This is a genomic window from Vibrio paucivorans (assembly GCF_054053395.1).
The window spans coordinates 1561273-1584144 of sequence record NZ_CM133230.1; the positions used below are offsets into that span (position 1 = coordinate 1561273).

The 22872-nt window shown below is 43.5% G+C and carries 19 protein-coding genes; 8 read left to right on the top strand and 11 right to left on the bottom strand.

Annotated elements, in window-relative coordinates; translation table 11 throughout:
• Positions 1-40: 40 nt before the first annotated feature.
• The 4 genes from ACXABW_RS07265 to ACXABW_RS07280 form a co-directional block, all read right to left on the bottom strand.
• Positions 41-805 (bottom strand): amino acid ABC transporter ATP-binding protein, encoded by a 765-nt coding sequence (locus tag ACXABW_RS07265; RefSeq protein WP_457524827.1) that lies wholly within the window; start codon positions 803-805, stop codon positions 41-43.
• 21 nt (positions 806-826) lie between these two features.
• Positions 827-1924 carry an amino acid ABC transporter permease gene (locus tag ACXABW_RS07270; RefSeq protein ID WP_252030712.1) on the bottom strand — a complete coding sequence of 366 codons (1098 nt, stop codon included), beginning with the start codon at positions 1922-1924 and terminating at the stop codon, positions 827-829.
• Between the two features lie 2 nt (positions 1925-1926).
• Positions 1927-3132, bottom strand: a complete 1206-nt coding sequence (locus ACXABW_RS07275; protein ID WP_265688262.1) for an amino acid ABC transporter permease — start codon at positions 3130-3132, stop codon at positions 1927-1929.
• Between the two features lie 74 nt (positions 3133-3206).
• Entirely contained in the window at positions 3207-4235 is a 1029-nt protein-coding gene (locus ACXABW_RS07280; RefSeq protein ID WP_252030714.1) for an amino acid ABC transporter substrate-binding protein, read from the bottom strand.
• A gap of 460 nt (positions 4236-4695) precedes the next feature.
• On the opposite strand from ACXABW_RS07280, the gene ACXABW_RS07285 reads away from it, so the two are divergent.
• Complete coding sequence (locus tag ACXABW_RS07285) at positions 4696-5634, top strand: NAD(P)-dependent oxidoreductase (protein ID WP_457524828.1); 939 nt, start codon at positions 4696-4698, stop codon at positions 5632-5634.
• An 83-nt stretch (positions 5635-5717) separates the two neighbouring features.
• Here the strand turns inward: ACXABW_RS07285 and ACXABW_RS07290 are convergent, their stop codons facing one another.
• Both ACXABW_RS07290 and ACXABW_RS07295 read right to left on the bottom strand, forming a co-directional pair.
• Positions 5718-6203, bottom strand: coding sequence for a YajQ family cyclic di-GMP-binding protein (locus ACXABW_RS07290; protein WP_252030717.1), 486 nt, complete (start codon positions 6201-6203; stop codon positions 5718-5720).
• An 18-nt stretch (positions 6204-6221) separates the two neighbouring features.
• Positions 6222-7274, bottom strand: coding sequence for a 3-deoxy-7-phosphoheptulonate synthase (locus ACXABW_RS07295; protein WP_457524830.1), 1053 nt, complete (start codon positions 7272-7274; stop codon positions 6222-6224).
• 212 nt (positions 7275-7486) lie between these two features.
• On the opposite strand from ACXABW_RS07295, the gene ACXABW_RS07300 reads away from it, so the two are divergent.
• Both ACXABW_RS07300 and ACXABW_RS07305 read left to right on the top strand, forming a co-directional pair.
• Positions 7487-8374, top strand: coding sequence for a putative PEP-binding protein (locus ACXABW_RS07300; RefSeq protein WP_457524832.1), 888 nt, complete (start codon positions 7487-7489; stop codon positions 8372-8374).
• Between the two features lie 154 nt (positions 8375-8528).
• Positions 8529-9002, top strand: a complete 474-nt coding sequence (locus ACXABW_RS07305) for a PaaI family thioesterase (protein ID WP_252030720.1) — start codon at positions 8529-8531, stop codon at positions 9000-9002.
• Here ACXABW_RS07305 and ACXABW_RS07310 read toward each other — a convergent pair.
• The gene (locus ACXABW_RS07310; protein WP_252030721.1) at positions 8977-10365 is read right to left on the bottom strand and encodes a hypothetical protein; all 1389 of its coding nucleotides are present in this window, start codon (positions 10363-10365) and stop codon (positions 8977-8979) included. The two genes, ACXABW_RS07305 and ACXABW_RS07310, sit on opposite strands and share 26 nt — an antisense overlap.
• A gap of 100 nt (positions 10366-10465) precedes the next feature.
• On the opposite strand from ACXABW_RS07310, the gene ACXABW_RS07315 reads away from it, so the two are divergent.
• Entirely contained in the window at positions 10466-11302 is an 837-nt protein-coding gene (locus ACXABW_RS07315) for a CvfB family protein (protein WP_252030722.1), read from the top strand.
• A gap of 183 nt (positions 11303-11485) precedes the next feature.
• Here the strand turns inward: ACXABW_RS07315 and rsmF are convergent, their stop codons facing one another.
• The 4 genes from rsmF to ACXABW_RS07335 form a co-directional block, all read right to left on the bottom strand.
• A complete protein-coding gene (gene rsmF / locus ACXABW_RS07320) occupies positions 11486-12910 on the bottom strand; it encodes a 16S rRNA (cytosine(1407)-C(5))-methyltransferase RsmF (protein ID WP_457524835.1) in 1425 nt (474 codons plus the stop codon).
• A gap of 106 nt (positions 12911-13016) precedes the next feature.
• On the bottom strand, positions 13017-15650 hold the full coding sequence (locus ACXABW_RS07325) for an MlaD family protein (RefSeq protein ID WP_457524836.1): 2634 nt from the start codon (positions 15648-15650) through the stop codon (positions 13017-13019).
• Complete coding sequence (locus tag ACXABW_RS07330; protein WP_457524968.1) at positions 15643-16881, bottom strand: PqiA/YebS family transporter subunit; 1239 nt, start codon at positions 16879-16881, stop codon at positions 15643-15645. Before ACXABW_RS07330 ends, ACXABW_RS07325 begins: the two co-directional genes overlap by 8 nt.
• 50 nt (positions 16882-16931) lie before the next feature.
• Positions 16932-18728 (bottom strand): ABC transporter ATP-binding protein, encoded by a 1797-nt coding sequence (locus tag ACXABW_RS07335; RefSeq protein ID WP_457524837.1) that lies wholly within the window; start codon positions 18726-18728, stop codon positions 16932-16934.
• Between the two features lie 87 nt (positions 18729-18815).
• Here ACXABW_RS07335 and ACXABW_RS07340 point away from each other — a divergent pair, with 87 nt between their 5' ends.
• The 4 genes from ACXABW_RS07340 to ACXABW_RS07355 all read left to right on the top strand — a co-directional run bounded on the left by ACXABW_RS07340 (position 18816) and on the right by ACXABW_RS07355 (position 22864).
• Positions 18816-19289, top strand: a complete 474-nt coding sequence (locus tag ACXABW_RS07340) for a GAF domain-containing protein (protein ID WP_252030727.1) — start codon at positions 18816-18818, stop codon at positions 19287-19289.
• Positions 19290-19391: 102 nt separating this feature from the next.
• Entirely contained in the window at positions 19392-20018 is a 627-nt protein-coding gene (gene proQ, locus ACXABW_RS07345) for an RNA chaperone ProQ (RefSeq protein WP_252030728.1), read from the top strand.
• Between the two features lie 17 nt (positions 20019-20035).
• Complete coding sequence (gene prc / locus ACXABW_RS07350; protein WP_457524839.1) at positions 20036-22030, top strand: carboxy terminal-processing peptidase; 1995 nt, start codon at positions 20036-20038, stop codon at positions 22028-22030.
• Between the two features lie 141 nt (positions 22031-22171).
• Positions 22172-22864, top strand: coding sequence for a hypothetical protein (locus ACXABW_RS07355; protein WP_457524841.1), 693 nt, complete (start codon positions 22172-22174; stop codon positions 22862-22864).
• The last annotated feature ends 8 nt before the right edge of the window (positions 22865-22872 follow it).

Consider the following 22872-nt stretch of genomic DNA (forward strand, 5'->3'; position numbering starts at 1 on the left):
AAGAGGCGATAGAATCGCCTCTTGGTTCAGTGCTTTAGCTTTAATGATGGAGGATTTGTGCTAAGAAGTTTTGAGTTCGATCGGACTGTGGGTTCTCAAAGAAATCAACTGGGTTGTTTTCTTCAATAATCTCACCTGCATCCATGAATATGACTCGGTCAGCGACTTCTTTCGCGAAACCCATTTCGTGTGTTACACACAGCATTGTCATCCCTTCTTCTGCAAGTTCAACCATTACATCGAGTACCTCACGCACCATTTCTGGGTCGAGTGCTGATGTTGGTTCATCAAACAGCATTACTTGAGGGCTCATACATAGAGAACGTGCGATAGCAACACGTTGTTGCTGACCACCAGATAGTTGCCCCGGGTACTTATCGGCTTGATCTGGGATCTTAACTCGCTCTAGATACTTCATCGCGATGGCTTCTGCTTCTTCCTTAGGCATTTTCTTCACCCAAATCGGAGCCAGAGTACAGTTTTCTAGAACCGTCAGGTGAGGGAACAAGTTGAAGTGTTGGAAACACATGCCTACTTCGCGGCGAACTGCTTCGATGTTTTTAAGGTCTTCGGTCAGTTCATTACCAGAAACAACAATTTGTCCTTTCTGATGTTCCTCGAGGCGGTTGATACAGCGAATCATGGTCGATTTGCCAGAACCGGAAGGGCCACAAATTACGATTTTTTCACCTTTACGGACATTAAGGTTGATGTTTTTAAGTACGTGAAACTCACCGTACCACTTGTTCATATCCTTAATTTGAATCATCGGTTCTTGTGAATCATTCGATTGTTGTTGCGTCATAATACGTCCTTGAGCTTTCTATTATCGTTTGTGACCGGTATGAAGTTTGTTTTCAAGCCATATCGAGTACCTCGACATGCCAAAACAAAATACCCAGAACACTAACGCGACAAATACATAACTTTCTGTTGCAAAGCCTAACCACTCTGGGTCGGTGTTTGCAGCTTGACCTATACCTAGTACATCAAACATACCAATGATTAGAACTAGACTGGTATCTTTAAATAGACCGATAAAGGTGTTTACGATTGAAGGAATTGTGATTTTTAAAGCCTGAGGCAAAATAATAAGCCCCATTTTTTTCCAGTAGCTTAACCCTAGAGCATCAGCTGCTTCGTATTGGCCTTTAGGGATCGCTTGTAAACCGCCGCGAACCACTTCTGCCATATAAGCGGCACTGAACATCACCACACCGATTAGTGCACGTATCAGTTTGTCAGTTTCTGAACCTGCAGTTAGGAACAGTGGCAACATTACTGAAGCCATGAACAGAACAGTAATCAGCGGAACACCACGCCAAATTTCAATGTAGACGGTACAAATACTACGGATGATCGGCATTTCAGAGCGTCTACCAAGTGCAAGTGCAACACCGATTGGCAGAGATACCACAATACCAACGAGAGCGATGATTAGTGTAACGAGTAAACCACCCCACTTATGTGTTTCCACAACCTCTAGCCCGAATACGCCACCGTAAAGTAACCCGGCGATAATGAACGGATAAATGTTGACGAAGAACAACCAAATCCAAAGTCTTTTTGGCGTTTTTTCATACGCCAGCAATACGGTGAATATAGCTAAAGTGATGTAGAACAGGCGAGGGCGCCATAACTCGGCCTCTGGGTAGAAGCCGTACATAAACTGCTCCCAGCGCACGCTAATGAAAACCCAGCATGCGCCTTCTCGAGTACAAGCGTCGCGAGTTGTTCCTACCCAGTCTGCATTGAGAATAGCCCAGTCAAAGATGTACCATGCTAGAGAAAAGGCAAAGTAACCTAAGACTAAAGTTACTATTGAATTTACCGGCGTATTAAACAGGTTTTTACGTAACCAGCCTACAACACCAACAGTATTTGCTGGAGGCGGAAGATCTGGCTGAAATTGATGTATGCTCATCGTTATCTCTCCACCAAGGCTACTTTACGGTTATAAACGTTCATCAATGCCGAAGTTAGCAAGCTCAGCGTGAGATAAACCCCCATCGTCATAGCGATAATTTCTATTGCTTGACCGGTTTGGTTAAGCGTTGTTCCTGCAAATACAGACACCAAATCGGGGTAACCAATTGCCATCGCCAAAGACGAGTTTTTGGTCAGGTTTAAGTATTGGCTTGTTAGTGGAGGAATAATGATCCGCAAGGCTTGCGGAATCACAACCAGCTTCAGCGTTCTTGAGCGGGGTAAACCCAGGCTCATTGCCGCTTCAGTTTGGCCATGGCTTACCGCATTAATACCAGATCGAACAATCTCCGCGATAAATGATGCAGTATAGATAGACAGTGCGAGCAACAATGCTGCTAACTCTGGAATAATGCTTATACCGCCGCGGAAGTTGAATCCTTTCAGTTCTGGCATTTCTGCACTAATAGGAGAACCCATTAAGAAATAAACGACAACCGGTAAGCCAACGCATAATCCAAGAATAATACGTCCCATAGGAGTCTGTTGACCGGTCAGTCTTTGCTTATTATTCGCCCAGATATTAATGACGATGGAAGCGATAATACCGAAAACCAATGCAGCGATGACTATTCCACTGCCTTGTTCAAAAACAGGAGCAGGGAAATAAAGTCCACGAACATTTAGGAAAACAGCTTCACCGAGACTCATACTTTGTCTTGGAGACGGGAGTGCCTGCAAAACTGCGAAGTACCAGAAAAAGATTTGTAAAAGTAGGGGTACGTTTCGGAAAATCTCAATGTAAACCGCAGCGAGTCGACTCACTAACCAGTTAGATGATAAGCGAGCGATACCCATGACGAAACCAATAACGGTAGCCAGAATAATACCTAGGAAAGATACTAGGGCAGTATTGAGTAGGCCGATAACGAAAGTACGTCCGTAAGAGTAGGTTTCATCGTATTCAATGAGCGTAAGGCCAATCCCAAAGCCAGCTTCTTGATCAAGGAAACCAAAACCAGTGGCGATACCACGAGCGTCTAGGTTTGTAAGGGCGTTATTAACAATGGTGTAGAAGAAAAAGATCAGCGCTAAAATCGCAATGATTTGAAAAACGACAGATCGAAAGGTGGGATTGTATATAAGGCTTGTGCTTTTGGCTGATCCGTTATCAGCCTGAGAAGCAACAGTATTAGTAGGTTTCATACAGCTATAACCTCAAATCCATTTTACAAAAAGGGCGGCCTAAACCGCCCAATTTTTATTTAGATGTTGCTTAATTAACGGATTGGTGGCGCGTACATGAAGCCACCAGCATTCCACAGTGCGTTAACACCTCGTGAAATTTGTAGCGGAGAGCCAGTACCAACAGTGCGCTCGAAGCTTTCACCGTAGTTACCAACTTGTTTCACTACTTGATAGCCCCAATCGTCACGAATGCCTAGGCCTTTACCTTTAGGGCCATCAACACCTAAGATACGCTTAACGTTTGGATCTTTTGATTTAAGCATTTCGTCGGCATTCTTCGAAGTAATGCCGTACTCTTCTGCGTTAATCATTGCGTTAAGTGTCCACTTAGCAACGTTAAACCACTTGTCATCATCTTGGCGTACAACTGGGCCTAGTGGCTCTTTAGAAATGATTTCTGGAAGTACGACTGCTGATGAAGGATCTTTCAAGTTAAGGCGAAGTGCATATAGACCTGATTGGTCAGTTGTTAGTACGTCACAACGACCGGCATCGAAACCTTTTGAAGTTTGCGCTGCTGTATCAAATACAACCGGCTTGTATGCCATGCCTTGGTTACGGAAGTAATCTGCTAGGTTTAGCTCTGTTGTTGTACCAGACTGAACACAAACAGATGCGCCGTCGAGCTCTTTAGCGCTTGAAATACCAAGATCTTTCTTAACCATGAAACCTTGACCATCGTAGTAGTTAACACCTACGAAGTTTAGGCCTAGTGCAGTATCACGGTGAAGTGTCCAAGTGGTGTTACGAGATAGAACGTCAATCTCACCAGATTGTAGGGCTGTAAAACGCTCTTTCGCTGTTAGCGGAACATATTTAACTTTCGTTTTGTCGCCAAGAACCGCTGCTGCTAGAGCTTGACAATACTCAACATCGATTCCTTCCCATTCGCCTTTAGAGTTAGGGTTAGAGAACCCTGGCAGACCAGTACTTACACCACAAGTTAAAAAGCCTTGTTTTGTTACTTTGTCCAGGGTGCTTTCTGCTGCTGATGCAGATGTTGCCATCATTGCAGTAGATGCAGCTACGACTGAAGCAAGAATTGTTAGTTTATTTGCCATTTGTATCCTTCCTGTATGATCCGTGTTAAACCAGGTGACTCCTGATACAACTTACTCATAAATGTTGTGTTTTATAATTTGTCGGTCAACTTGGTGATTAGTAACAATCAACTAAATCAACCATTTATAAGCGTAGGTAAGGATTTGTGTTTTCTCAAATGTATAATTTAAAAAGATTTTTGATGGAACTCACAAACCCAAACTGTAATTAGAATGACGAAATGTTACGCGAATGTAAATAGTGCAACAGTTCACACTATTGGGGCAAAAGGATTTATCGATAAAATTAATAATTAACACTTGTGTAACATTTTGTAATGGGTAGTTGTGTTGGAAGTATTGACTAAAGATCGTATTAATTTTGGTGAATAATTGTATTGATACGAATAAATAGATGATCGTGGTGCCCCAATTTTGGTAGCATGTTATTGATAGTGTTTTGAATTAACTAGGGACGTAGATGCAGTATTTTCCGCTTTTTATGGATTTGTCCAATAAGCCAGTTCTGGTTGTCGGTGGCGGTGAAGTCGCGAGCCGTAAAGCCGACTCATTGATTCGGGCTGGTGCACAGGTCACTATTGTGTCTCCAAATATCGAGCCATACCTAAGAGAGTTGGTTGACAATAAGCGCTGTACATGGGTACAAAACTTTTATTCAAGTGATTTACTTGATAAGTGCTTTGTTCAGGTTTGGGCGACGACCGACAATCCAGAGCTCAACCATAAAGTACATAAAGATGCCAAATCTCTTGGGCTATTAGTTAATGTGGTTGATGATCTTCCGTATTGCGATTTTATAACTCCCTCTATGATCAATCGGGGGCGTATTCAGCTCGCCATATCAAGTGGTGGCGCTTCTCCTGTACTCGTTCGCAATATTCGAGAATTGCTAGAAACGGTTCTGCCGCAAAACTTGTCGCTGCTCGCTGACTTTGGTGCTTCGAAACGCAACTCGATAAAAGAAGCGTTACCGAATGTAACTCTAAGAAGAAAGTTCTGGGAGCAATTTCTACGTAACCCTGAAGTCGAAAATGCAGTCTCGCGCGAGGCTCTCGAGGCACTTTACCAACAAGCACTCAACACTAAACTGGAAAGTGAAGGCAGTTGCAGTTGGTTGGAATATGGTGACGATGTTGAGCGTTTGTCTCTTAAAGCTCTGCGTCTGATGCAGAAAGCTGAAATCGTTCTTCATGAGCAGCATTGCCCATTTGACTTTGTAGACTTATCTCGAAGGGACGCAGAGCGCCAAAGCTTTAAAGATGCGGTTGAGCTGTCGGATATGCTGACTAAAGCGAGAAAAGAGAACTTAAGAATTGTTGTATTTGTTCCGTCAAATAAGAGTGACTTTACCTTATTGATAAACAATGATGCTTATTTGAAGCTTGCTGAAGTCTTGTAGCTGATATTGAATTGACTTTGAGACAATAAAAATCCCGCTTTATTAGCGGGATTTTTGTGTTTAATGCTAATTAGGCCGCGTGATTAGTCACGGAAATTTTCAAATTGGAAAGGTTGGCCCAATTCGGCAGACTTCACCAACGCCATAACTTGTTGCAAGTCATCGCGCTTTTTACCTGTTACGCGTACTTTTTCGCCTTGAATAGCGGCTTGTACCTTAATTTTGGCATCTTTGATTGTCTTTACGATCTTCTTGGCTGTGGCTGCATCAACCCCTTGCTTAAACAAAACGTTCTGATGCCAGTTTTTGCCAGTTTGCTCAGCATTTTGAGATTCCATCGCATTGACGTCTACACCGCGTTTGGTCAAGTTGCCGCGTAGAATATCGCGCATCTGCTTGAGCTGAAAATCACTCTCACAACTTAGTTTTACGGATTCGTCTTTAGTGACTTCAAAACTTGCTGTTACGCCGCGAAAGTCGAAGCGAGTCGACAATTCACGTGAAGCGTTGTCTACTGCGTTACGCAGTTCAACCGTATCAATTTCAGAAACAATATCAAAAGAAGGCATTTTTGGTCCTCGTATCCTTTATTGGCGAGCTTTTACAGCGTCGGCTAACATATCAAGCATTTCTACAGTGTCTTCCCATCCTAAGCAAGGATCGGTAATCGATTGACCATAAGTTAAGTTATCTAAATCACACATCGGCTGATTGCCTTCGATGATAAAACTTTCTGCCATGATGCCTGCAATATAGCCTTTGCCTGATTTAATTTGCTCACACACATCGTTAGTCACTTCTAGCTGCTTACGATGTTGCTTTTCGCAGTTAGCGTGGCTGAAGTCGACGACAAGTTTCTGTGGCAGGTCGAACTGTTCTAGTTGCTTACATGCTGCTTCAACAGATTGCGCATCGTAGTTTGGACCAGTGTCTCCTCCACGCAGTATTACATGTCCATACGGGTTGCCACTTGTGCAGTAAACCGTCATTCGTCCATTCTTGTCTGGAGAGTAGAAATAGTGTGATGCTTTTGATGCGCGAATTGCGTCGATTGCGATTTTGATGTTGCCGTTCGTACCGTTCTTAAATCCAACAGGGCAAGAAAGAGCAGAAGCCATTTCACGGTGGATTTGAGATTCAGTTGTACGAGCACCAATTGCGCCCCAAGTGATTAGGTCAGCAATGTATTGGCCCGTAATCATATCCAAAAACTCGGTCGCTGTTGCAAGGCCAAGTTTGTTGATATCAAGTAGTAGTTTACGCGCTTTGTTTAAACCTGTTTCTAGTGCATATGAGCCGTCTAGATTTGGATCCGTAATTAGGCCTTTCCAGCCAACAACAGTTCGAGGCTTTTCGAAGTAGGTACGCATGACCACAAATAGCTGGTCTTTGTATTGCTCCTGAATGCTCGCGAGTTTACCCGCGTAGTCCAATGCTGCATCAGTATCGTGTACAGAGCACGGACCAACAATAACAAGAAGGCGATCGTCTTCTCCGGTTAAAATACTTTCAATTTGTCTACGCGACTGAGCTATTCGCTGCGCTACATCATCAGTAATTGGGTGCGCACCACCTAACTCTGCAGGTGTAGGCATTGGTCCCAGTGGTTGTGTTCTTAATTCATCTGTTTTTAATGGCATGCGAAAGCCTGTACTTTTTATTGCGAAGCGCTAAAGATAACGGAATTGAGCAGAGGAATAAACTCCTTATCAATAAACTTCTCTTATCATAGCGGCTATATTAAAAATTTATGCAGTTCAATGAGCTAAATATGCTCGATTGGGCTTGTATTACGTGCTGCCAATGGTATTTTCGTTTACAAAGACGATTATAATTTTGACACGGAGCAGTAATGAATCTCGATAATAACAACCGTTTGCATCCAGAACTCATATTAGGTGATTCAATTCCTTCATCTGAGCAGGAAATGGCGGGACCACATGTCTATATTTCGATAGCGGATTTGATTGCTGAGAAGGTGTTTTATCATCCATCAATCTCGCAAGTGCAAGACTCCCTATCTGCTATAGAAGCGTCTTCGTTAGAGGCGATATTGGGCGGCAATGATGTCGCTGAGCATTTTGTGTCAGTATTAGTTACCGAAATATCTGCTTCTATCCAACCATCTCACCAATCGGTACGTGTTTGTCTAAGCAATACCGATAGTGCAGGTTTTTCTGCCTTAATAGGAGGGAAGGTAGAATCGGATGAAGCTAACCCTGCATTAGGCAGCCGAGGTGTGATTCGCTATGCGTCAGAAGCATACAACCCTGCTTTTGCGTTAGAGTGTCAGGTGATCAAAGTGCTACGTGAGCAAGGTATAAACGTCGAAGTTGTAGTTCCTTTTGTTAGAACACTTGCAGACGCAGCGACAATTATCGATAAGCTGGCTGAGCAAGGCCTTCCACGCGGTTTGAATGGGTTACGTGTACTATTCTCTGTTGATGTGCCGTCATCTGCATTACTGGCTGAACGTCTGCTTCACTATTTCGATGGTGTAGTGATCAACCTAGACAACTTAGCGCAATTTACATTGGGAATTGATAGAACATCAGCAGAACTTGAACAAAGCTTCGATCCCGAGAATGAATCAGTTATTCAGCTATTGGACATTACGGTATCCGCAGCAGCACATGCTAAGAAGCCGTCACTTGTCGTAACGTGTGGTTTAGAGTCTAGCCCTAAAGTCCAAGAGTACTTGTTGGAGCATCGCAACGTAGCCGCTGTAACTGGCGCTTAATATGTCTTTAGCGTAATCAGTTTGAGTACACAGAAATTTTACGTTTACTCGGCGCTTTTCTGCGCCGAGTCTCTTGTTTGTTAACGAAATGTTGACATCTACTCATGTTTTATATGAACTGGTCTGACTACTTTTGCAGCTCATAGGTTGTTTCATGTTGTCACCACTACAGAAAGCAAACTTTTATCTCAATATGTTTGGCTTTTTCAAAGTTCCCTTTATCTGGTTATCGCGCCCTAAAATTCTTCGTTTGGACGAGCAAGCGGTCGAAATCAAAATCCCTTTGAAACGTCGTACTAAGAATCATCTGAACAGTATGTATTTTGGTGTATTAGCCGTAGGTGCAGATGTAGCAGGTGGCTTTATGGCGATGAGCAAAGCTCAAAAGCGAGGTGAGAAAATCTCATTGGCGTTCAAAGCCGTTGAAGGGCAGTTTTTAAAACGACCTGAATCGGATGTTCATTTCGTTTGTCATGATGGTGAACTGATTGATGAGATGTTGGATGAAACCATCGCTACTGGCGAACGTGTGAATAGGGCGGTTAAGATTACCGCCATCTGCCCCGAGTTACACGGTAACGAGGCGATGGCGGAATTTATGCTTACTCTGTCTCTAAAGCGGCTCTAGGCAAGGTGGTTTCAGCGAGCTCTATTTGTTCAATAGCCACGATTTTGCTTCGATTGAGGATGATCTTCCATCGATAAAAGTTGACTTCGCCTTTATGGTTGTCTTCCTTAACAATCATGTTGAGCAAATGTCTTTTCTCTACCGATTCTTTGGTCACTTGGCCGTTGTTGTGTTGATAAATCTTGTTAGAGCGCTTATCCATCAGGCGCGTTAGCGCACGCATGTTAACTTGAAGCGTTTCTCGTGTCTCTTCGTAGCCACTCATAAACCGCGACGTTGTCATTTCAGTTTCAGAACGATAGTGCAAAACTTGTTCTTCACGCTGAACGACACGTTTTTTACGGATTTGAGTAATGCGATCGGGGAGCTTGCTCAATGAAGTATAGTCAAGCCATTCGAGCTTTTGTCCGACTGCTTTATTTGTTGTCGGGTCGATGTAACGGCGTCGCCATTTAGGTTTCCCTTTGCGGATCACTCTCCATAAAACATCGCGCAAGTCATCTTTGAAGATTTCTCGTAAGGCATACAAAAAAGACATCGCAATAATAAATGAGGCGGTGATTTCCCCCCAGTAATCGCGTGCCATGATTGCTGTAATTGTAACGAATACCATCACTAAGCCGGTCGCGATGCCTTTTACTGCTCGCTTCATGTTTTTGCCCAGCGAAGTCACCTTCTCATTAAGTACGATAGGGTGCTCGATCAAACGACGTAACAGGCGCATTTTGTTACTCATCCTCGTTACGTCGTCACGTACTTTCTTTGAGTTATAGTTGTTGAGCTTTCTATGTGCGGTTTCTTTCTCTACGATAGCAAGTAAGCGCTCTTTTAAGGTTTTGTAATCACCTTCACGAGGCATATGGGCGATTAAAGAGAGAAACTTTTGGCCGGTATACCAAGATAAATAATTATCTATGTTCGCGTAGTAACGCTTTAAGCTCTCTTCAAATGGAATTGCTCGGCGCAGTCGTTTCAAAATATCGAGTGCTAGCTCGATAACTTCGTCAACTTCTTCTGTCGTGATGACGTCTTTTTCATGCTTGTTCAGCTCTGCGACAGCTTTGTCTAAGGCAATTACGTATTGGTAAGCAAACAAACTCAAACTTACTCGGTATTGAGTCGTAGAAAGTCGGCCGCGTTTGGCGAGTCGGCTATGGACGAGTGGCAATAGCGTTTTGTCACTGAAATAGGCCCGTTTTTGATGAATTGAGCTGTAATAAAAGGCACTTTCGCTCATGACTTCGGGGGTTAATCCGAGTTCGCCAGGGACAAAAAGGTAAATATCTAAATCGGACTTTTTGGTCGCTGCCATCGCATGGGAAATTTTTAGAGTTATAGCGTCTTGTTTGTCGACCGAGACCAAGAAATGCTCCTGATAATAAAGTTAAATTTCTTTGTAGATTTACGGAAAGAATAACAGAGTTTGGTTATAATCTCCGTAAATTTAAAAAGAGACAGATGAAATGATTAAAGTTGGTCAGATGAACCGCTTGGAAATTGTAAAGCGGGCTGATTTCGGCATTTTTTTAGATGCGGATGACTTTGGGACCACATTATTGCCTAACAGACATGTACCAGAAGGTGTCGAAATCGGCCAGTACATCGACGTATTTCTTTACTTTGATTCAGATAATCAACTTGCAGCGACTACAGAATCACCGATTGCCAAAGTGGGTGAATGGGGAATGATGAAAGTTGAAGGTGTCAATAGCACCGGTGCTTTCGTAAGTTGGGGAATCAAAGAGAAAGACTTGTTAGTCCCATACAGTGAGCAGCGTGGTCGTCTACGTGAAGGGCAGAACATTCTTGTGTATGTTTACACAGATAAAGCGTCCGGGCGAATTGTTGGTACCACTAAATTCAATAAGCTATTAGATAAAACGCCAGCAAACTATAAGCAAAACCAGCAAGTAGATTTGATCATTGCAGAGAAAAGCGACCTAGGTTACAAAGCGATTGTAAATGGGACGCATTGGGGAATGATTTTTCCATCTGACGTGTTCGGTAAGCTTTTCATTGGTAAACAGTTGAAAGGGTTTATTAAAAATGTTCGCGATGACGGCAAAATAAACTTGTCGCTACAGAAGATTGGCACCGCGAAGATGGATGATCTTAGCTCGAAAATACTGGATTTGTTGGAAAAGAAAGAGGGTTTCTTACCACTGAACGATAAATCATCTCCAGAGGCTATCTTTACGGCGTTCAGAACCAGTAAAGGCACCTTTAAGAAAACGATTGGTGGCTTGTTCAAACTGGGCAAAATCACAATGGAAGCTGATGGCATCCGTTTAAAGAAATAGCCGCAATTTGTTTAGACTGCACACCTAAAAAAGTGGCCCAACACTTCCTGTATTGGGCCAAGGGGAAGGGCTCTTGAAGAGCCTGCGCTAATCTCAGAACTACAATAGCTGTATACCTCTATTGTAGTTCATCATAGCGTCTAGGCGACTAATCTATAGAATTTCATACTATAGTCTTAGGTATCAGAATAGATTTTTATCTCTGACTAGCTCTCTAGGAAGGCCATTCTTAATTCTGTTTCCAACCCATTTCCCTAGTCCAATCACATCGTTACCCAGTTTTACTAGCACTTCACCTTTGCCACTAAGTCCCTCTGGACGTACATCTCTACCCATGAACCACTCACGAGCATCATCAACAGAAAGTGCTATGGATTGGCTTTCGTTTCCTGACGCCAAGGCGGTAGCGACTTGGTGTTGCCAACGGTAGCCTTTATTAAAACTCTCGGCGATTTTGATTCCCATACGAGAGAAACGCAGCTCGCCAAGCATAGGCTCTAGGTTGTTTGGGAATAGCCAAACGTCTTTATCTCTAATCCAAACAGAGCTATCTTTTGGCAGAGATACCCCTAGTGCCTTAAACAGTTGCTCAGCAATGTCTTTCTGAGTTTTAGCGGGCGCTTTTTCAAACGGAAATTTGCCTAGTCGCTTCTTAACGGTTGGAGCAGGTACTGAGCCCGTCTTCTTAATCTTAGCGACAAAGAATCCTTCGCAATCGTATGTTTGAGGGAATATATGTAGAAAGCCTTCTTTTGTAATTGAGAGCTTTGCTTTATCAAATAGGTTTTCCAGAGTTTCAAATTCTACGTTATCGCCGAACGTTTCTTTCAAATGTAGGCAAACGTGCTGGTTTTCTTCAACGCTGAGTGTGCAAGTAGAGTAGACAAGAGAACCACCCGGCTTCAGAGCGTGAAAGGCACTTTCAATGAGATCTTTTTGCGTATCAGAGATAGACAGAACGGAAGCTTTACTCCAGTTCTTCATGGCATCCGCATCTTTACGGATAGTGCCTTCACCAGAACATGGCGCATCGATCAATACGGCATCGAATTGTTCCGGTAGCCAACCACCAAAAACGCGCCCATCAAAGTTGCTTAGTGCAGTATTTCTAACGCCACACCGCTCTATATTGGCGTGCAGTACTTTCACCCGGCTGGCAGAGAACTCATTTGCAACCAGTACGCCATGATTTTTCATCAGAGCAGCGATTTGGGTGGTTTTTGAGCCTGGAGCCGCTGCCATATCAAGAACAGAATCGTAAATGATACTGTCGTCTTCAAACAGTGCTGATACAGGCATCATGGAACTGGCTTCTTGGATATAGAATAGCCCAGCCATATGTTCTGCGGTATTGCCTAATGGAACGATTGACTCATCAGCTTCAATCCAGAATCCAGTAGAGCACCAAGGTACAGCTTCAAGTATCCAGCCCTTATCATTTGCACGTGTTTTAAACTCTTCGACGCTAATTTTAAGCGTATTCACACGGATACTTTTGCGCAGAGGGCGCTGACAGGCAGCGACGAAATCTTCCATATTGAGATGAGAGGGCATAATGGCTTCCATCTCACTAAGAAATTCAGCTGGGAGTGTAATGTTTGAATGCAAGGGAGAATCTCGGTGGTCTTTGTTTATCGCGGGATTATAGCGGAGATAAACAATAAATATAAAAAAATGCAGCGTAAAGCTGCATTTTTCTTACTTTGAGACTGTGCTATGGCCGAGGAATTGGGGTTCGCCACTTTTTCCAGTCGTCTTGAGCAGTCGCATACAGGTAGAAGGACTGTTCTGGCTGAGCTGGTGGCTGTAGTTGTTTTTCCTCTGGTGTGGCGAAAGTAATGCCGCCTTTGACTATGCTGTCTATTGTACCAGAGCGGATATTCGCCCCTGATAAGCCAATGGAAACATCAAGCCCTGAGGTATTCCAGAAAATACTATTTGAACGCACTAAATAGGCATACTCGCTATCAATCACAATGGTTGAAATGACGCGATCTGAAAACTCACCAAGCTTAACATCGGTCACTTGTCCGACGGTCATGTCACGGAACAAAATTGGTGTACCCACTTTAATTGAGCCTCGAGTTTCACTCTGTAAACTGAATACCGTGCCCATCTCCTTAGCTGGTGCGTCTGTTAGGGCAAACTCATAATGAGGCTTTCCTTTGCCTGGAGTCACATTAATTGTAGGGCTAATGATGTTCTCTAAGTTGCGCACACCCGATAGCCCTATCTCTGGTTTAGCGACCCAAAAATGACTTCCATGTTTCGCTATTTTTTGTGCGTATTCAGGGAGAATACGTACTTTTATCTGCACTTTGTCACTGTTGAAATCTGGCGCGACAAGAGTCACTTCACCTACTTGAACACCGTTGTACTTGATAGTGGTACCAACAGCGGCATTGTTGGCAGTGTCAGCGGTAAGAGTAATCACATGGCCAAATTTTCGTGCGTCTTGGAAGTCTTTGTATAGCTTCCAGTGCTTATTGATTTTGTTTTCCACTCCAGCCAGTGAGTCAAAGGCAATACCACCTTGAACTAGAGTTTTGAGTGGTGCTGCTTTGACACTGATGCCACTTAACGACGCATCGACTTCAACACCTGAACGATTCCAAAATACCGATTGTTCGGTGATAAGGTGCTTGTACTGATTCTCAATAGTCGCATGGATGAGTACGCCACCATCTCTCAGTTCGAAATCGGAGATACTTCCCACCTGTAGGTTTCGATATAGAAGCGGGCTACCTTTTGAAATTGGAGGCAGTTCGCTGGCAAACATTGAGATTTTCATGGAGCCTGATTGATTATACTTGGCTAACTCGGCAAGTGATTTACTCGCATAAAGTGAGTAACTTTCTTGGGCATTGTTAGAACCTTCGCTTACAAAGCTAATGGAACCTGTAAGAAGTTGCTTGGCGGGTGGTACAGAAATACTCAGGCCGGATTCAGTAAGTTCTGCGGTAGCGCTGCCCGTTACGTAAAAACGGTTATTTGATTTAATTAATTCGGAATAGGTGTTATCAATCAACGCTGAAAGGTGAACCGAGTCGTTCACAAGGCTAACTTGAGTGATCGAACCGACTGGAATCCCTCGGTATAAAATATTAGCGCCCACGTCCAATCCAAATGAATTATCCGAAACAAGAGTAATCGCAACAGAACGTTCTTGCTGTTCGTTGAATTCATTTTTGCGAACGGCTGTAAAGTGTCGAGAACGATCACCGTCACCAGGTACTAAAGTTAAGAAGTTACCTTTGACAAGGTTGGCGATGTTTTCCATACCTGATAGGGAAACCTTAGCCTCTTCTAGGACAAACCGGCTCTGCGTCGTAAGCATATCGCTGAATACAGGTTGGATTGCGGCAGAAGCGACAATGTCTTCACGGCCTTCACTTAACCTTACGTTGGTCACTTGGCCGATCTCAATGCCGCGATAGACAATAGGGGCTCCAGAAGCACTGATCTTGCTGTCATCTGGTAAAACGATTTGAATAGGAATACCACGACCTGCCGTTTTGAGGTCTCGATATAATCGAAATTGGGTATTATCCGCAACAGGTTGCCCTCCATCTGGAGAATCAACTGCTATAGACCCACCAATTAATGCGCTTAAGCTTTCTAGGTGGACATCCACGCCATCAAACCCGATATTTGCACCGATACCGCTTACATTCCAAAAACGGCTTTCGTCGGTAATGATTTTGCGATATTCGTCTTTGATCGACGCTTGGATGATGACGTTTTTGGCGTTGCTGTCTAACTGGTAGTTGTATACTTCACCAATCGGGATTTTTTTGTAAACAATTTGAGAGCCAATCGAAATTCCACCCAAGTCGCGAGCACGAAGAGTGATATTTAGGCCCTTATCCGCCAACAAGTCGGACGGGGCGCTTTCTAAAGCAGTAAACTTAGTCTCGAACTCCGCACCACTATCGCTAGGTTGTATCGCAATATAGTTGCCTGATACGAGAGCGTCTAAACCAGATATCCCGGAAAGGCTAGCGGTTGGTTTGACCAACCAAAAGCGAGTGTCTTCAGTTAGTAATTTTGTCGCTTCAGGGTATATGTCGGCATCCACGTATATACTGCCCAAGTTTTTAGACAGCGTAATGTCGCGCACCATACCGACCTCTAGGCCTTGATATCGTATGGTTGTTCTACCAGCGACCAGTCCTTGAGCGTTAGAGAAATAGATTTGAATCCTCTGTCCTGCATCATGGATTGCCTTTGCGACTAACCAACCGGCGAGCAACATAGTAAGAATAGGCAATATCCACAGTGGCGAAATACCACGATTGCGTTTCACTTTCGGTGAATAGGAAGTTTGAGGGGATAACTCGTCACTCATTAATTAACTCATCCTTAGAAGGCTCGCGATAATTAGACCAGATAAACCTAGGGTCTAAACTCTCTGCTGCAAGCATAGTAAATACGACGACTAAGCCAAATGCGACGGCGCCGTAACCTGGAGTAAAATTCAAAATCTGCCCACGATCAACCAGTGTGAGCATGATAGAAATTACGAACAAGTCCATAACTGACCACTTGCCAATCCAGCGGACTGCGAAGTAAATAAACATGCGTTGGCGGTGGTAGACTGCTCGCTTAAAGCGAATCGCAAGTAAGATGTAGCCTAATCCCAAAATTTTGGCGACAGGTACGACAATACTTGCGACGAATATAATTAAAGCAATGCCTTCTTGCTCTGTATTCACCAACGACGCTACACCCGACAAAATGGTGTCTTCTAAGCGCTGCCCGTTAGTGATAAGAATCGAAATCGGAATGACGTTTGCTGGAACGATGGCAATACTAGCAGCAATCAGATAAGCCCAAGTCTTCTGAATTGATCTAGGCGTTTTGTGGTGGATTGGTTGGTGACATCGAACACAACGTTCACCATTAGGTTGAGACAGGTGACAATTGTGGCAATGAATCTCTTTTACTGAGAACGCATGGTTGCACTCTGGGTCCCACATTTCCCAATAGCGACGAACACTGACTCGGCTGATCAACAAAACGGTAAAGATTTGTAGCAGAATCAATCCGAATAAGCCCGGGCCAACAAAAATGTCGGAATAATCCTGAAGCTTGAAACAAGACACCGCGACGCTAACAAGGAAGACGTCAATCATTACCCAGTGTTTAAGGTGTTGAATCGTCGTTAGAGAGTATCGTAATCCAGTAAATGACTTGAAATGCAGGCTTAAATGCGCACCAACAACTGAGGTACAGACGAGCAGTGGGGCGATAGAGCTACAGAACAGAATCAGTAGTGCCAAAGCAACAAAGCCTTCTTGCATCATAATGATAACGCCTGAAGGCAAAGTGGCAGGAATCATCACTCCTACAAGTCTGATGCTAATAAAGTCGAAGAAATGAGACGGAATAAAAAGAAGTAGGCAGGTTATAGCTACTGCGAGGTTTCCTGATAATGAGGGTTTGCCGCCACGATACAGCTGAGTACCACATCGTGGGCAATAGGCGATTTTGCCATCTTTAATTTCGATAACATCGACAGGGAGCTCACAGCCCTGACAAAGCCGGACATGTAAAGGTTGCGCTTGATGTGCTTCCATGTGCTTACAAGACACGATACAACCTATTGATGCTAGTTACAGGGTCACCGTTAAGCGTTCGACTGCAAAGTTCCATATAATGTTTGATATAAACCTTCTTGTTCAACCAGTTCTCCATGTGTCCCTGTTTGGCTAACCTGTCCATCTTCTAACACATAAATCATGTCGGCTTGTTTTACTGCTGAAAGCCTGTGAGCGACAATCAATGTCGTTCTTCCTTTAAGGAACTCAGTCAGGGCTTTATGCAGTGCTGACTCCGTAGCAGTATCTAATGCAGATGTTGCTTCGTCCAAAATCACAAATTTAGGATCAGTTAATACCATCCTAGCAATTGCAAGCCGTTGGTGTTGCCCACCCGAAAGGCGAATTCCACTTCGACCGATTTGAGTTTCAAGTCCGTCACTAAGCTGAGAAATAACATCATGCATTTGAGCAACTTCTAGTGCACGCCAAAGTGACATGTCGTCGTAGTCGCCGCCGAGGGTCAGATTATGCCTTAAGCTATCGTTAAAGAGTATAGGTTGTTGTAAAACAACGGCGATTTGCTCACGAATGACATCAAAACTTATGTCGTCAGATGATTCTCCATTGAAACGAATGATGCCTGAGCTCTGGCGATAAACGCCTATCAGCAACTGTATGAGTGTCGACTTACCACCACCACTTGCACCTACCAACGCGACTTTTTTCCCTGCTGGGATAATAAGGCTCAAGTCGTTAAGTACCTGACTTTCATTATTGTAGGAAAAATTGACATTTTCGACTCTGACTTCGACTTCTCGATCAGAAGTGAATGGATTGACTTTACTTACTGGGCGATACTCTTCTTCAAGAGTGAGAAGGGTATTAATACGGTTTAGAGCGGCTTTGGCGCTATACCAAGAAAATTGAATCCCTAACAATTCTTGTACTGGCCCAAGCATAAACCAAAGGTAGCCAAAGACTGCAAAGATTTGGCCTATCGTCAGGTCACTGAACAGCACCATTAGCATAGCGACAGCGCGGAACAACTCGAAGCCAAGCAGGAACAATAGAAATGATAGACGGCCTGCAGCTTCTGATTGCCAAGCGTATTTGTCAGCATCAACACGGATCTGGTCGGCTTGGCCTTTCAGTTCCCTTAGAAACTCGCGCTCTTTGTTAGCTGCACGGAGTTGATAGATGCCATCGAGTGTTTCGACTAAGCGATTCTGAAACCTTTCAAAAGATTGATTTTCTCTTTTTTTAAGGTGCTTTACACGGCTACCCAGTTTACGAGAAAAGTAGATAACAACAGGGTTTACCAACAAAATAAACAGCCCTAGGCGCCATTCGAGCCATAGAAGTACAATTGCGGTACCGAGCACTGTGAGTAGGCTAATGATGAACTTAGACAGTGTACTGCCAATGAATTGATCGATCGTTTCTATGTCGGTAATGAGATGGGCGTTAATACCGCCGCTTCCTTGAGTCTCGTACTGCTTAATACTAATGCGGCCGAGCTTATCTAGCATTTTCGTTCGCATTTTGTAGGTAATAGTTTTGGATACAAGGGTGAACTGCCTGCCTTGGAGTATGTTCAAACCTTGGCTTACGGTACGCATTAAGATAACGAGGAATAGAGTTAAGGCAATATAACCAGTAGGAGTTTGAACCGAATCTGGCAACAGCATATTCATGTACTCAAGCCCAGTGCCAGGCTGGTTTAAAAGTACTTCATCAACCATTAGAGGCATTAATAATGGGATAGGGACACTAATTAGTGTGGCGAGTATGGCTATAGCATTAGCAAACAGAAGCTTAGACTTGTGCTTTTTTACTTGTTTTAGAAGCCAAGAGCGGCTAATAGTATCACTTGAATCGAACATTTTGATGAGAATGCATCCTATTTGTATTTTGTGGGCATTGTACGGATAACGATGATGTATGTCTCTAATTTTCAAATGGAAGTAATAATGAAAATAGAACATTACCACCGACTAACCAAACAAGCAGTTGCGCTTTTGGAATCTGAAACCGATCTGGTTGCTAATCTTTCTAACTTATCGGCACTGCTCAACATGGAATTAGAGGAACTAAACTGGGTTGGTTTCTATCTAATGAAAGAAGGGGAACTGGTGTTAGGTCCATTTCAAGGAAAACCTGCGTGTGTGCGTATTCCGGTTGGGCGTGGTGTGTGTGGAACAGCTGTCGCTACGAACACTGTTCAGCGTATTTACGACGTACATGAGTTTGAGGGGCATATTGCTTGTGATGCTGCGAGTAACTCCGAATTAGTAATCCCTTTCTCAATTGGGGGAGAAGTCGCGGGGGTACTTGATATAGATAGCCCAAATATTGGTCGATTTAGCGAGATTGACGAGCAAGGTTTGACATTTTTAATGGTTGAAGTAGAAAAGCTGCTTAATTCGCATACTAACAAAGCATAAAATGACTCTTTACTGTGGTTTTTCGCTTGCAGGTCACTATAATACCTGAAATATTTATCTTAATGCCTGCGGACAAGCTTACCGCAACAACCAGGAATCCTCATGGAAAACACTGAAAAGTTAAAAAACAGCAAAGAAGTTATCGCATACATTGCTGAATGTTTCCCTAAGTGCTTTACTTTAGAAGGTGAAGCAAAACCTCTGAAAATTGGTATTTTTCAAGATCTTGCTGAGCGTCTTAGCGAAGATGAAAAAGTAAGTAAGACTCAACTTCGTGCAGCGTTAAGACAATACACGTCATCTTGGCGTTACCTACACGGCGTTAAACCTGGTGCCACTCGTGTGGATCTAGATGGCAACGCATGTGGTGAGTTAGAAGAAGAACATGTTGAGCATGCTAAAACTGCACTAGCAGAAAGCAAAGCTCGTGTACAAGCTCGTCGTAAAGAGCAAGCACAGAAAAACCGTGAAGAAGCGAAAGCAAACAAGCCTAAGGCGAAAAAACCTCAAGCTCGTCGTGCTCAGCCTAAAACACAAAAAGCGCCAAGCAAGCCAGTTGAAACACGTGCTCTGAATGCCGACGAAGTTACTGTTGGTAATCAAGTAAATGTGAATATGGGCAAAGGAAACATGGCTGCGACCATTGTTGAAGTAAATAAGGAAGATGTGCGTGTTCAACTAGCAAACGGCCTGCAAATGGTTGTGAAAGCGGAGCACTTACGCGCATAAAGGAGACACTCCTACGCATGAAATGCCGTTCAAGATTGACTCTGATTGCTGCTGGCCTTTGGCTGGCAGCTTCATCAGCTCAGGCTCTAGAAGCCAAACTTACCAAAGAGGACTTACCGGTTCTCGCTCCAGAAGTTCAGCATGAAACCGCAAGCAAGCGGATCACATCACGCTTTACTCGTTCTCATTACAAACACTTCACTCTCAACGACCAGTTCTCTCAGGCTATTTTCGACCGTTATATCGAAATGCTGGATTACAATCGTAATATCTTCACCCAAGCAGATATCGATTCATTTCAAAAATGGTCGGTCGGTATTGATGACCAATTAAAAGCGGGTAACAACCAAATTGCTTTTGACGTTTACAACCTTTCGATTCAGAAACGTTACGAGCGTTTTAAGTACGCGCTATCCTTGCTTGACGAAGAGATGTCTTTCGATATCGATGAAACGATAGAGTTAGATCGCTCAGAAGCTGCTTGGCCGAAAAACCAAGACGAAGTGGATGAGCTATGGAGAAAGCGCGTAAAATACGATGCGCTGAATCTAAAACTAACGGGTAAAGAGTGGCCTGAAATTAAAGACGTGCTTGGTAAGCGATACAACAACGCGATTAAGCGCATTAGCCAAACTCATAACGAAGATGCGTTTCAGCTGTACATGAATGCATTTGCCCGAGAAGTTGATCCGCACACGAGTTATTTATCACCACGTAATGCAGAGCAATTCCAATCTGAGATGAACTTGTCTTTAGAAGGTATTGGTGCCGTTCTCCAAATGACGGATGACTACACCGTCATTCGCTCTTTGGTCGCTGGTGGTCCAGCTTCAAAAAGTAAGCAACTCGGTGAAGGCGACCGCATCGTAGGTGTTGGCCAAGATGGCAAAGAAATTGTTGACGTTATTGGTTGGCGCTTAGACGACGTGGTTCAGCTAATTAAAGGGCCTAAGGGCACGAAAGTTAAGCTACAAATCTTGCCTGATGGTAATGATGTGAAAAGTCACGTTGTCACAATTGTCCGAGACAAAATTCGTTTAGAAGATCGTGCAGTTAAGTCTGAGCTCATTGAAAAAGATGGCAAGAAGATTGGTGTTTTAGAAGTTCCTAGCTTCTATGTCGGATTGTCTAAAGACACTGACAAGTTAATCACTGAACTGAAAGAGAAAGAAGTTGACGGTATCATCGTCGATCTTCGTAACAACGGTGGTGGTGCGTTAACTGAAGCAACATCTTTATCAGGTTTGTTTATTGAAAGTGGCCCGGTTGTCCAAGTTCGTGATAGCTACGGTCGAGTTAATGTAAACAGTGACACAGATGGCAAGATCTCTTACCAGGGGCCGTTAACGGTTCTAGTGAATCGCTATAGTGCATCAGCATCAGAAATTTTTGCCGCAGCGATGCAAGACTATGGTCGTGCGATTATTCTAGGTGAAAACTCTTTCGGTAAGGGGACTGTTCAACAGCATCGCTCTTTGAATCACATCTATGATTTGTTTGATAAAGAGTTAGGTTACGTGCAGTACACGATTCAGAAGTTCTATCGAATTGATGGTGGCAGTACGCAAAACCGAGGTGTGGTTCCTGACATTCCATTCCCAACGCCAATTGAACCTAGCGAAACAGGTGAAAGTGTTGAAGATAATGCACTCCCTTGGGATCGCATAGATCAAGCGAAGTTTAGCCCGCTGAAAAGTAATGAAGAACTGATTCAGCAACTCACAACTAAGCATCAAGCTCGTATCGCTAACGACATGGAATTTGGCTTTATCCGCGACGACATTGCGAAGTACAAGGCAGAAAAAGACGAGAATACGACTTCTCTGAATGAGAAAACTCGTAAGGCTGAAAGTGATGAGGCAGACGCCAAACGTCTTGCGCGGATCAATCAGCGTCAGAAAGCCGAAAATGCAAAAGAGTTTAAGTCATTAGATGATGTGCCAAAAGACTATGAAGTACCTGATGCGTACTTAGACGAGTCGGTTGCCATCATGGTTGATATGCTTAAATAACCAGCCAATTTACAGTGTAATTTAAAGCGAACTCGAATGGGTTCGCTTTTTTTATGGCATTAAATAACGTGATTTAGATCAAAAATTTCGCGTTATTGTGAAAGCAATCCTAAGCTTAAAGAAAAAAGTGAGGAGTGCGCTATGAAATGGATGGTAATAATACTCGCTTGTTTCAGCTATACAGTATCAAGCAATACCGTAGTCGAAGAGGCTACTAAAGACACTGAAAAATCGAACAGTGCCGACTTAACACAGTTTGACCTGCCATTTCTTCTTGGCGACTGGTATTTGATTAATCCAGATCCGGAAAACTCCTCTGAGAATTTTGTAGCGATTAAACTTACTCTAAATTCCAATTATTCATTTCAAATAGATATTCAGAAGAAAGATTACAGTGTCGACCATTGGGAAGGGCTCTACGCTGCAAACGAAGATACCATTATTCTAGGACTGAACACCTCTCAGCCTCAGGTTTATAACTACGAAGGCAACCACAATTTGCTAAATATGAACGGTGTTACGTTTACCAAAGCGTTACCAAATGCACTGGCGGGTATGTGGTCGAGTGAGTCTTTGTCTGGCGACGATTTGCTTGCTAGCAATGTGAGCCAGATGGACTTGGTATTGCAGCCAGATTTTGTCTTTTTGTTTAGGGTGAGTAATAGTGATGGAGAAGAGGCAGTACATAAAGGTGTCTACTATACAGAGGGCAATAACTTGGTACTGCTGTATGAAAATGGTGAGCACAACACAACTTACACGCTGCAAAATGACCGGTTAACCCTTGAAGAGGAAGGTGGCGGCATGTTTGCCGTACTCAATCGAATCCGATGAAACGATTA

Bases quoted from the DNA above. Each gene is read 5' to 3' on its own strand.
- ACXABW_RS07265 (WP_457524827.1), bottom strand. From the start codon at position 805: ATGACGCAACAACAATCGAATGATTCACAAGAACCGATGATTCAAATT.
- ACXABW_RS07270 (WP_252030712.1), bottom strand. From the start codon at position 1,924: ATGAGCATACATCAATTTCAGCCAGATCTTCCGCCTCCAGCAAATACT.
- ACXABW_RS07275 (WP_265688262.1), bottom strand. From the start codon at position 3,132: ATGAAACCTACTAATACTGTTGCTTCTCAGGCTGATAACGGATCAGCC.
- ACXABW_RS07280 (WP_252030714.1), bottom strand. From the start codon at position 4,235: ATGGCAAATAAACTAACAATTCTTGCTTCAGTCGTAGCTGCATCTACT.
- ACXABW_RS07285 (WP_457524828.1), top strand. From the start codon at position 4,696: ATGCAGTATTTTCCGCTTTTTATGGATTTGTCCAATAAGCCAGTTCTG.
- ACXABW_RS07290 (WP_252030717.1), bottom strand. From the start codon at position 6,203: ATGCCTTCTTTTGATATTGTTTCTGAAATTGATACGGTTGAACTGCGT.
- ACXABW_RS07295 (WP_457524830.1), bottom strand. From the start codon at position 7,274: ATGCCATTAAAAACAGATGAATTAAGAACACAACCACTGGGACCAATG.
- ACXABW_RS07300 (WP_457524832.1), top strand. From the start codon at position 7,487: ATGAATCTCGATAATAACAACCGTTTGCATCCAGAACTCATATTAGGT.
- ACXABW_RS07305 (WP_252030720.1), top strand. From the start codon at position 8,529: ATGTTGTCACCACTACAGAAAGCAAACTTTTATCTCAATATGTTTGGC.
- ACXABW_RS07315 (WP_252030722.1), top strand. From the start codon at position 10,466: ATGATTAAAGTTGGTCAGATGAACCGCTTGGAAATTGTAAAGCGGGCT.
- ACXABW_RS07325 (WP_457524836.1), bottom strand. From the start codon at position 15,650: ATGAGTGACGAGTTATCCCCTCAAACTTCCTATTCACCGAAAGTGAAA.
- ACXABW_RS07330 (WP_457524968.1), bottom strand. From the start codon at position 16,881: ATGGAAGCACATCAAGCGCAACCTTTACATGTCCGGCTTTGTCAGGGC.
- ACXABW_RS07335 (WP_457524837.1), bottom strand. From the start codon at position 18,728: ATGTTCGATTCAAGTGATACTATTAGCCGCTCTTGGCTTCTAAAACAA.
- ACXABW_RS07340 (WP_252030727.1), top strand. From the start codon at position 18,816: ATGAAAATAGAACATTACCACCGACTAACCAAACAAGCAGTTGCGCTT.
- proQ (WP_252030728.1), top strand. From the start codon at position 19,392: ATGGAAAACACTGAAAAGTTAAAAAACAGCAAAGAAGTTATCGCATAC.
- prc (WP_457524839.1), top strand. From the start codon at position 20,036: ATGAAATGCCGTTCAAGATTGACTCTGATTGCTGCTGGCCTTTGGCTG.
- ACXABW_RS07355 (WP_457524841.1), top strand. From the start codon at position 22,172: ATGAAATGGATGGTAATAATACTCGCTTGTTTCAGCTATACAGTATCA.